Origin of the sequence: Ramlibacter cellulosilyticus (assembly GCF_014297465.1) — a bacterium.
In the GTDB taxonomy this organism is placed as follows: Bacteria; Pseudomonadota; Gammaproteobacteria; order Burkholderiales; family Burkholderiaceae_C; genus Ramlibacter; species Ramlibacter cellulosilyticus.
Window position 1 is genome coordinate 236,509 of the sequence record NZ_JACORT010000010.1, and the last position, 10,274, is coordinate 246,782.

The window sequence follows — 10,274 nt, forward strand, 5'->3', positions numbered from 1 at the left end:
AGCATGACATGCCGTTCGGCGCCCGCCTGCGAGACGGCGGGGGCGTGGACTTCCGCCTCTGGGCACCCGGCGCCCGCCAGGTGGAGCTCGCCATCGAGACGCCAGGCGGCTCGCCCGAGCTGCATCCCGCCGAGGCCGACGCGCAAGGGATGTGGGAATGCATGGTGCCGCACGCGGCCGCCGGCACCTTGTACCGGTGGAAGATCGACGGGAACCTGCTCGTCCCCGATCCGGCTTCGCGGCACAACCCCGCAGGCCCGCACGGTCCCAGCGCGGTGGTGGACCCGCGCCAGTTCGAGTGGGATCCCGCGTGGAGCGGCAGGCCCTGGCCGGAGACGGTGCTGTACGAACTGCACGTGGGCACCTTCACGCCCGAAGGCACCTTCGCGGCCGCCGCGGAGCGCCTGCAGGGACTGGTGGACACCGGCGTCACCGCCGTGGAACTCATGCCGGTGGCCAATTTCGCCGGGCGCTTCGGCTGGGGCTACGACGGCGTGCTGCCCTACGCGCCGCACCACGCCTACGGCACGCCGGACGACCTGAAGCGCCTCGTGCAGCGGGCGCACCGCCTGGGCCTGATGGTCTTCCTCGACGTGGTCTACAACCACTTCGGTCCCGACGGCAACTACCTGCACGCGTATGCGCCGCCCTTCTTCTCGCAGACGAAGAACAGCCCCTGGGGTGCCGCGATCAACTTCGACGGTCCGGGCAGCGGTCCCGTGCGCGAGTTCTTCATCCACAACGCCGTGTACTGGATCCAGGAGTACCGCTTCGACGGGCTGCGCCTCGACGCGGTGCACGCGATCAGCGACGACAGCCCCGTGCACGTGCTGCAGGAACTGTCGGAGCGCGTGCGCACCGCCGCGCACGGCCGCCACGTGCACCTGGTGCTGGAGAACGAGGACAACGGTTACCGCCACCTCGCCCCCTCCCCCATGCACGGCTACTACGACGGCCAGTGGAACGACGACTTCCACCACGTCGTGCACGTGGCCATGACGGGCGAGACGCAGCGCTACTACCACGACTACGGCGCGTCCACCATGGACCTGCTGGCCCGCTGCCTCACGCACGGGATGATCTTCGAAGGCGCCAAGCGCAAGGAAGGCGGCGCGCGGCAGGTGATCGAGGCCGCGCCGGCGCAACCGCTCTCCGCGCTCGTGAACTTCGCGCACAACCACGACCAGGTGGGCAACCGTGCGCGCGGCGAGCGCCTGAGCGAGCTCGTTCCCGCCGAAGCCCGGCGCCTGCCCACGCTGCTCGCGCTGCTGACGCCCGCCATTCCGATGCTGTTTTTCGGCGAGGAATGGGGCGCGCCCGAGCCCTTCCTCTACTTCGCGGACTGGGAAGGCGAGTTGCGCGAGGCCGTGCGCGCAGGCCGCAAGCGCGAGTTCGGCCACGGGGACGCGCACGACCTGCCCGATCCTTGCAGCGAGCAGACTTTCGCCCGCAGCCGCCCCGACCCGGCTCGCGCCAAGGAGCACGACCACGCCGCATGGCTCGCCGACGTGAAGGCCGCACTCGCCGCGCGCCGCAAGTGGATCACGCCGCGCCAGGCGCAGCTGCTCACCGGCCGCCACAGCGCGCAGCGCGTGGGCGAGCGCGGCCTCTCCGTCCAGTGGCGCTACGAGGACGGAAAGATGCTCTGCCTCGAACTGAACCTCGGCGAGGAGCCGCTGCAGGTCGAGCCGCAGCACCTCGGGCCCGTGGAAGCGGAAGCCGTCTTCAGCCACCGCGTCCCGGCCGGTGCGCCCCGCGGCACCTGGCCGCCCTACAGCGCGCGCTGGACGCTGGGCGAGGAGATCACGCTATGAACTCCCCGGCGGACCACCCTGCGATCTCGCTGGCGGAGCGGGCGCGGGCCCTCGGCGTCGCGGACCGCTACCACGGCTTCTGGGGCAAGGAGGAAACCGTCCCCGAAACGGTGCTGCAGCAGGCCATCGCCGCGATGGCCGGCGACGGCCGCGAGCCTGTGGCGCAGCACCTCGGGCTGCCGCCCGTGCACGTCGTGCGCGAAGGCGAGGCACGCGACCTGCGCTGGACGAGCCACGAAAGCACGCCGGCACGCTGGACCTTGAGCACCGACGACGCCGGCACCAGCGTCGCCTCCGGCGAACTGCAGCGCAGCTACCAGGAAGCGCGCATCGCCCTGCCCGCTGGCCTGGCCGCCGGCTATTACCGCATCGCGCTCGAGGGGGCGCCGGCCGGCGAGCACTGCCGCCTGGTCGTCGCTCCGGCGCACTGCTACGTCGCGCCCGGCCTGCAGCAGGGCGAGCGCTGGTGGGGCTGCACCATCCAGCTGTATGCGCTGCGCTCCTCGCGCAACTGGGGCGTCGGCGATTTCGGCGACCTGCGCCGCCTGTGCGATGCCGCCGCCCACCAGGGGGCGTCCTTCATAGGGCTCAGCCCCTTGCACGCCCTGTTCCCGCACAACCCGGCGACGGCGAGCCCGTACAGCCCGTCCAGCCGCAAGGCGCTGAACCCGATCTACCTCGACGTGCAGGCGCTCGTGGACCTCAGCGGCTGCGAGGAAGCGCAGCAGAAGGTGCAGTCCGAGCCTTTCCAGGAGAAGCTGCACGCGCTGCGCGAAGCGGAGATGGTCGACTACGAGGGCGTGGCGCGGGCCAAGGAGGAAGTGCTCCGCATCCTCTGGCGCCACTTCGAACGCCACGAACTGGACAAGGACCGCTCGCGCGGCGCGCACTTCCTGGCCTACATGCGCGAGCGCGAGCACTCGATCGGCCGGCACGCGCTGTTCGAGGCATTGCAGGACCACCTGTACGCGCAGGACCCGGCCGTCTGGGGCTGGCCCGCGTGGCCCGAGGAATACCGTGACGTGGACGGCCCCGCCGTGCGCGCCTTCCAGCAGCAGCACGTCTCCGACGTGCGCTTCCGCTTCTGGCTGCAATGGCTGGCCGAGGTGCAGCTGGAGTCCTGCCAGCGCTATGCGCGCACGCGCGGCATGGGCATCGGCCTGTACTGCGACCTCGCGGTGGGGGTCAACGGCGGCGGCGCCGAGACCTGGATGGAGCACGAGCTGTTCGCCCTCGGCATGCATGCGGGCGCGCCCCCCGACCCGCTCGCTCCCAAGGGGCAGGACTGGGGCCTGCCGCCCTGGAGCCCGCAGCGGCTGAAGGAAGCCCGCTACCAGCCCTTCATCGACACGCTGCGCGCCAACATGCGCCACAGCGGCGCCTTGCGCCTGGACCACGTGATGGCGCTGATGCGCCTGTTCTGGACCGGTCCGGACGGCGGCACCTACGTCGAATACCCGCTCGAGGACCTGATGGCGGTGCTCGCGCTCGAAAGCCAGCGCCACCAGTGCATGGTGATCGGCGAGGACCTCGGCAACGTGGCGCCGCGCATGCGCGAGGCGATGCAGGCCGGCAACCTGCTGTCCTACCGCCCGCTGCTGTTCGAGCGCGAGGAGGACGGCGGCTTCAAGCGGCCGGCGCACTGGCAGCCCAAGGCGCTCGCCGTGGTCAGCACGCACGACCTGCCGACGCTGCGCGGCTTCTGGCTGGGCGAGGACATCGAGCTGTCGGAGAAGCTGCACCTCTACCCCGACGCCGCCGCACACGAGAACCAGGTCCTCAGCCGCGCGCAGGACCGCGCGCGCCTGCTGCTCGCCCTGCAGCGCGAGGACCTGCTGCCCGAGGGCAGCAGCGTGCAGCCGACCTCGCTGCCCGACGCGACGCCGGCGTTCGTCGACGCGGTGTACGCCTTCCTCGCGCGCACGCCGTGCTGGCTCGTCGGCGTGCAGCTGGAAGACGTCACCGGACAGCTGCTGCAGGTGAACGTGCCCGGCACCACCGAGGACCGCTTCCCCAACTGGCGGCGCAAGCTGTCGGTGACCGTCGAAGGCCTGGCGAGCGACGCGCGCTGGGCCTCGCTGGCGGCGGTGCTGCGCGCGGAGCGCAGCGGCCCGTCGCCGCTGGAGACCGCGCCGCTCGAACTCCCCGCGCTCGAGACGGCCAGCGTGCCGTGCGGCACCTACCGCGTGCAGTTCCACAAGGGCTTCACCTTCGAGGACGCCGCGCAGGCGCTGCCCTACCTCCAGGCGCTGGGCGCCAGCCACCTGTACAGCTCGCCCTACCTGCGCGCGCGGCCCGGCAGCACGCACGGCTACGACATCATCGACCACGGCCAGCTCAACCCCGAGGTGGGCGACGAGCTCGCGCATGCACGCATGTGCCAGGCGCTGCGCCGCAACGGCATGGGGCAGATCCTCGACATCGTCCCGAACCACATGGGCGTGCTGGAGGCGGACAACGCCTGGTGGCTCGACGTGCTGGAACACGGGCGCGCTTCGAGCCATGCCGAGACCTTCGACATCGAGTGGAACCCGGCGCAGCCGGAGATGGCCGGCCGCGTGCTGCTGCCGGTGCTGGGCGATCATTTCGGCAAGGTGCTCGAAGCGGGCGAGATCCAGCTGTACTTCGAGGCCGAGGCGGGCGAGTTCGGCCTGCGCTACTGGGACCACCGCTTCCCCATCGACCCGAGCAGCTATCCGGAGATCCTGTCCGCCCTGCCCGCGCCGCCTGCGCGCGACGACAGCGAAGGCGACAGCCACGCCGTGGTCGCCTCGCTGCTGGACGCCTTCGGGCGCCTGCCTTCGCGCGACGATCCCGACGAAGACCAGCGCCGTGCCCGCGTGCGCGACGCCGCCGTGTACAAGCGGCAACTCGCGCGCCTCGCCTCGCACCACGAGTGGCTGGCGCGCTGGATCGAGGCCTGCGTGCAGCGCCTCAACGGGCAGGCGGGCGAGCCGGACAGCTTCGATGCGCTGGAGCGCCTGATCGCGTCGCAGGCCTACCGCCTCGCCGACTGGCGCGTGGCGAGCGACGACGTGAACTACCGGCGCTTCTTCGACGTGAACACGCTCGCCGGCCTGCGCATGGAACGCACCGAGGTCTTCGAGGCGACCCACCGCAAGGTGCTGCACTGGCTGCAGGACGGCCTGCTCTCGGGCCTGCGCATCGACCACCCGGACGGCCTCAGCGATCCGCTGGCCTACTTCGAGCAGCTGCAGTCCCGCTACGCAGGCCTGGCGGAAGTCGGCGGCCACCAGCCGCGGGCCCTCTACCTCGTGGTGGAGAAGATCCTCGCCGAGCACGAATCGCTGCCCGAGGACTGGCCGGTGCACGGCGACACGGGTTACCGTTTCGGCACGCTCGTCAACGGCCTCTTCGTCGAGCCGCGCAACGAGAATGCCATCCTCGCCGCGTACCAGGCCTTCACGGGCGAGACGACCAGCTTCGACGAAGTGCTGTACCAGTGCAAGAAGCTGATCATCGAGACCTCGCTGTACTCGGAGCTGAACTGGCTCGCGCACACGCTGCACCGCCTCACGCGCGGCAACCGGCGCCGCTGCGACTTCACGCGCAACCGCCTGCGCTGGGCGATGGCCGAAGTCGCCGCCGCCTTCCCCGTGTACCGCACCTACCTGCGCACCGACGAAGCGGCAGGCGCCATGGACCGCCGCCACATCGACTGGGCGATCGCCGCGGCGGAGCGGCGCCTGGGCAAGTCAGAAGCGACCGTGCTGCAGCACCTGAAGGAGGTCCTGCTCGGTGAAGGCGAGGCGGCGAACCTGCCGCAGGACATGCGGCGGCGCTTCCTCGCGCGCTGGCAGCAATTCACGGCGCCCGTGACGGCCAAGGCGATGGAGGACACCGCCTTCTACCGCTACGTGCCCCTGCTCTCGCTCAACGAGGTCGGCGGCGACCCGCGCAGCTTCGGCGTGTCCGTCGCGGCCTTCCACTTCGCCAACCAGCAGCGGCAGCGGCACCGCCCGCATTGCCTGCTCGGCACCTCCACCCACGACAGCAAGCGCGGCGAGGACCTGCGCGCGCGCATCGACGTGCTCTCCGAGATTCCCGCGCAGTGGGAGGACTGCCTGCTGCGCCTCTCGGGCTGGGCGCACCTGTACGTGACGAAGACGCCGGACCAGACCTGGCCGAGCAACAACGACGTGTGGATCCTGTTCCAGACGCTCGTGGGCATGTGGCCCGCCGAGGCGCCGGACGAGGCGCAGCGCGAGGACCTGCGCCAGCGCGTGCAGGCCTACATGCGCAAGGCCGTGCGCGAGGCGAAGCTGAACACCACCTGGGTGTGCCCGGAGAACGAGTACGAGGAAGCGGTGGAGCGCTACGTCGACGGCGTGCTGCGCGCCGGCGCCAATCCCTTCGCGGACGAACTGCAGAAGATCACGGCGCGCATCGCGCCCTTCGGCTTCCGCAACAGCCTCGCGCAGGTGGCGCTGAAGTTCACGGCTCCCGGCGTGCCGGACGTCTACCAGGGCTGCGAGCAGTGGAACTTCAGCCTGGTGGACCCCGACAACCGCCGCCCCGTCGACTACGCGGCGCTGGCGCAGGAGCTGGAAGCCGTCAACGCCCTGTACCTGCAACGGTGGCCGGCAGCGCAGGAATGGGCGGCCCTGCACCGCAACGCGGCGAACGGGCGCATCAAGCAGCTGGTCACCTGGCGGCTGCTGCGCCTGCGCCGCGAGCGCAGCGCCCTGTTCCGGCAGGCGAACTACGTCGCCTTGTCGGTGGACGGTCCGGCGGAAGAAAATGCCGTCGCGTTCGCGCGCATCCACGAACGCGAAGCGGTGCTGGTCGTGACCGCGCGCCTCACCTGCACGCTGTGCCGCGGCGAGGACGCGAACTGGAGCCCGCGCCTGTGGCAGGGCACCACGGTGGGCTGCGGCCCGGAAGCCGCCGGCGTGCGGCGTTTCCGCCGCTGGCGCAACTGGCTCACGGGCGTGGAAACCGTCCTGGGCAACGATGACGACGCCGCGATCGACCTGGAGGCGCTCTTCGCCGGCGCCGGCGGCTTGCCGTTCGTGGTGCTGGTGGCGGAAGCGGAGACCGCATGAAGATCCTGTTCGCGACGCCGGAGTGCGCGCCTTACGTGAAGACCGGCGGCCTTGGCGACGTCAGCGCCGCGCTGCCCGCGACCCTGGCCGCCCTCGGCCATGACGTCCACATCCTGATGCCCGCGTACAAGGGCATGAAGGTCAGTGGCGAGATCGGCGACGGCGTCGAGCTGCCGCCATGGGGCCCGTGGCCGGCCGCGCAGCTCGTGCCGGTGAAGATCCCCAACGGCGTGACGCTGCTGCTGCTGGCCTGCCCCAGCCTCTACCAGCGCCCGGGCGGCCCTTACGTCGATGCGAGCGGGCGCGACTACCACGACAACGCGCTGCGCTTCGGGCTGCTGTCCTGGGTCGCGGCGCAGATCGGCACCGTGCATTCGCCGCTGCGCGGATGGACGGCGGACGTGGTGCACGCGAACGACTGGCCTTGCGGCCTGTCCATGCTGTACCTCGCGCAATCGCGCATGGTGCTGCCGCACGAAGCCACGGCCGCGGGAATCGTCACCATCCACAACCTCGCCTTCCAGGGCGTGTTCCCCATGGGCAGCGCCGACCTGCTCGGGGTGCCGCACCACTGGCGCGGCATGGACGGCGTGGAGTTCTGGGGCCAGCTCTCCATGCTGAAGGCCGGCATCCAGTTCGCGGACGCGATCACCACCGTCAGCCCCACCTACGCTCGCGAGATCCAGACCCCGGCGCACGGCATCGGCTTCGATGGCATCCTGCGCGCGCGCTCTTCGCGGCTGCACGGGATCCTGAACGGCATCGACACGAAGCTGTGGGACCCCCGCGCCGACGAACTGCTGCCCTTCCACTTCGGGCCCGACAACCTGCAGGGCAAGGCGCAGTGCAAGGCGGCGCTGCAGGCGCGCATGGGCCTGCCCGCGGATCCCAAGGCGATGGTGTTCGCCGTGGTGAGCCGGCTCACGCCGCAGAAAGGCATCGACCTGGTCCTCGGGGCGCTGCCGCGCCTGGTCGCATCGGGCGCGCAGTTCGTGGTGCTGGGCCAGGGCGAGCCCGGACTGCAGCAGGCGCTGAAGGACGCGGCGCAGAAGCATCCGAAGCAGGTGGCGGTGCAACTCGGTTTCGACGAAAGCCTGGCGCACCTCATCGAAGCCGGAGCGGACGTCTTCCTGATGCCTTCGCGCTTCGAGCCCTGCGGCCTCAACCAGATGTACAGCCAGGCCTACGGCACGCCGCCCATCGTCGGGCCGGTCGGCGGCCTGCTCGATTCGGTGACCGACGCCAGCGAGGACGCGCAGCACGGTACCGGCTTCGTGATGCGAGGCGTCGATCCGGCCGGACTCGACGACGCGATCGCGCGCGCCACCCGCCTCTGGCGCGAGCCGCAGCGCTGGCGGCGCATCCAGGCCAACGGCATGGCGCGCCACTTCGGCTGGGAAGACAGCGCCCTGCAGTACGTGGAGGTCTACGAGCGCGCGCTCATGGAGACCCGCGGCGCGGCCGCCGTCGGCACCACGGGCAGCAGCACCAGCAACACCAACACCAACACCAACAGCTCACGCTGATGCGGCGGGCGGCGCGGCGTCCAGGACGCGCTCGCCCACCATGTTGGAACCCAGGAAGTCCAGGAAGCGCCTCACCGCAGGCACCATCCCGCGCCGCGAAGGGAACACGGCCAGCACCTTCGATTCCGGCGGCTCCCACCCGGGGAGCACAGGCACCAAGTCGCCGCGCCGCAGTTCCTCGGTGCACAGGTAGTCCGGCAGCACGCACATGCCGGTGCCATGCAGCACCGCGTACTTCAGGGTGAACAGGTCGTCCGCGGTGTAGACCGGATGGTGCGCCAGCTCGTGCTGGGCGCCGCGCGGGCCGTGCAGGCGCCACGTGGCGCGGCCGTCGGCCGCCGACATCGCCACCGTCGGCAGGTTGCGCAGGTCGTCCGGGCCCTCGGGCTGGCCGAATCGCTGCAGCAATTGCGGGCTGGCGACCAGCACGCCGTGCGTCGGCCCCAGGTTCTTGATCACCAGCGTGCCGCTGTCGTCCAGGCTCGAGCGCACGCGCAGCGCCACGTCCACGCCTTCCTGCACCAGGTCCACCACGCGGTTGCTCACCTGCATGTCGATGCGCACCTGCGGGTGCGCCGCGAGGAAGCGCGGCAGCAGCGGGCCGATCGTCGTCTGCGCGAGGGTCACGGGGCACGTCACGCGCACCGTGCCGCGCGGCTCGTTGTGCACCTGCGCCACGGCTTCCTCCGCGGCCTCGGCCTGCTCGCGCATCGCGACGCAATGCCGGTGGTAGACCTCGCCGGCCTGCGTGAGCGACAGCCGCCGCGTGGTCCGCTGCAGCAGGCGCACGCCCAGGCGCGCTTCCAGCTCGGCCACCCGGCGCGACAGCTTGGACTTCGGCAGGTCCAGCGCCCGGCCGGCCGCCGCGAAACCGCCGCGGTCCACGACCTCGGCGAAGAAGAGCATGTCGTTCAGGTCCTGCATGATCGTCCTATGGATGGAACAATCTATCCCGGAATTGGCGGCTTATCAATCGATCGATGCAGTCCGACAATACGTCCTGTCGCCCGCACCGGGCTCCCCACAGGAGAAGAGAATGAAACTGCTGCACATCGATTCCAGCCCGCTGGGCGCCCAGTCCGTGTCCCGCGAGCTCACCCGCCGCGTCGTCGCCGAGTGGAAGGCGAACCATGCGGGCACCACCGTCGAGTACCTCGACCTGGCTGCCGACGCGCCGAGCCACCTCGACATCGACTCCCTGGGCTTCCGCCTGGGCCTGGATGCCGACAGCCTCACGGACGCGCAGAAGCGGGAGAACGCCCTCACCGAGCGCCTGCTGAACCAGTTCCTGGCCGCGGACGTGGTGGTGGTGGGCGCGCCCATGTACAACTTCTCGATCCCCAGCCAGCTCAAGGCCTGGATCGATCGCATCGCGCAGGCGGGCCGCACCTTCAAGTACACCGAGCAGGGCCCCGTGGGCCTGGCCGGCGGCAAGACGGTGATCGTCGCCTCCTCCCGGGGCGGTGCCTACGCCGGCAACCCGGCGCTGGCCTTCCTGGACCACCAGGAGAGCTACCTGAAGGCGATCTTCGGCTTCTTCGGCATCACCGACGTGCGCTTCGTGCGTGCCGAAGGGGTGGCGATGGGCGAAGCGGCGAAGGCGCAAGCCCTGGCCGCGGCGGACGCCGAGATCCAGGCGCACACGGCCGAAGCCGCGAACGAGGCGAAGGCCGCGATCCGGGCCTGACCCGACGCGACGCGACGCGACGCGACGCGCACGCACACGCACACTGTCATCCCCGCGCAGGCGGGGGGCGGTCTCAAGGGATCAATGCAACGCTGGCAGCCAGTCTTTCGACTGGCTTCTCAAATCCCAAAGTCTCTCTGGGACGGGTATTTAGCTTCCTTGCGATTTCGTCGAGCTGCTC

5 protein-coding genes and 1 pseudogene are annotated in these 10,274 nt (G+C 70.8%); 4 read left to right on the top strand and 2 right to left on the bottom strand.

What is annotated here, in order from left to right:
* Positions 1-8: 8 nt before the first annotated feature.
* The 3 genes from treZ to glgA are packed head-to-tail and all read left to right on the top strand — an operon-like array spanning position 9 to position 8,406.
* Positions 9-1,814, top strand: coding sequence for a malto-oligosyltrehalose trehalohydrolase (gene treZ, locus H8N03_RS21220; RefSeq protein WP_255428323.1), 1,806 nt, complete (start codon positions 9-11; stop codon positions 1,812-1,814).
* Positions 1,811-6,880 (top strand): malto-oligosyltrehalose synthase, encoded by a 5,070-nt coding sequence (locus H8N03_RS21225; RefSeq protein WP_187078220.1) that lies wholly within the window; start codon positions 1,811-1,813, stop codon positions 6,878-6,880. The genes treZ and H8N03_RS21225 overlap by 4 nt, the downstream gene beginning before the upstream one ends.
* The gene (gene glgA / locus H8N03_RS21230; protein ID WP_187078221.1) at positions 6,877-8,406 is read left to right on the top strand and encodes a glycogen synthase GlgA; all 1,530 of its coding nucleotides are present in this window, start codon (positions 6,877-6,879) and stop codon (positions 8,404-8,406) included. The genes H8N03_RS21225 and glgA overlap by 4 nt, the downstream gene beginning before the upstream one ends.
* Here glgA and H8N03_RS21235 read toward each other — a convergent pair.
* Positions 8,398-9,330 (bottom strand): LysR family transcriptional regulator, encoded by a 933-nt coding sequence (locus H8N03_RS21235; RefSeq protein WP_187078222.1) that lies wholly within the window; start codon positions 9,328-9,330, stop codon positions 8,398-8,400. The genes glgA and H8N03_RS21235 overlap by 9 nt on opposite strands.
* A gap of 112 nt (positions 9,331-9,442) precedes the next feature.
* Between H8N03_RS21235 and H8N03_RS21240 the strand changes: the two genes are divergently transcribed.
* Positions 9,443-10,093 (top strand): FMN-dependent NADH-azoreductase, encoded by a 651-nt coding sequence (locus H8N03_RS21240; protein ID WP_187078223.1) that lies wholly within the window; start codon positions 9,443-9,445, stop codon positions 10,091-10,093.
* Between the two features lie 73 nt (positions 10,094-10,166).
* On the opposite strand, the pseudogene H8N03_RS26700 reads toward H8N03_RS21240, so the two are convergent.
* Positions 10,167-10,274, bottom strand: a pseudogene (locus H8N03_RS26700) (IS30 family transposase); the annotation flags it as partial.

Excerpts from the sequence above, each read along its gene's own strand:
- treZ (WP_255428323.1), top strand. The coding sequence starts at position 9 with ATGCCGTTCGGCGCCCGCCTGCGAGACGGCGGGGGCGTGGACTTCCGC.
- H8N03_RS21225 (WP_187078220.1), top strand. The coding sequence starts at position 1,811 with ATGAACTCCCCGGCGGACCACCCTGCGATCTCGCTGGCGGAGCGGGCG.
- glgA (WP_187078221.1), top strand. The coding sequence starts at position 6,877 with ATGAAGATCCTGTTCGCGACGCCGGAGTGCGCGCCTTACGTGAAGACC.
- H8N03_RS21235 (WP_187078222.1), bottom strand. The coding sequence starts at position 9,330 with ATGCAGGACCTGAACGACATGCTCTTCTTCGCCGAGGTCGTGGACCGC.
- H8N03_RS21240 (WP_187078223.1), top strand. The coding sequence starts at position 9,443 with ATGAAACTGCTGCACATCGATTCCAGCCCGCTGGGCGCCCAGTCCGTG.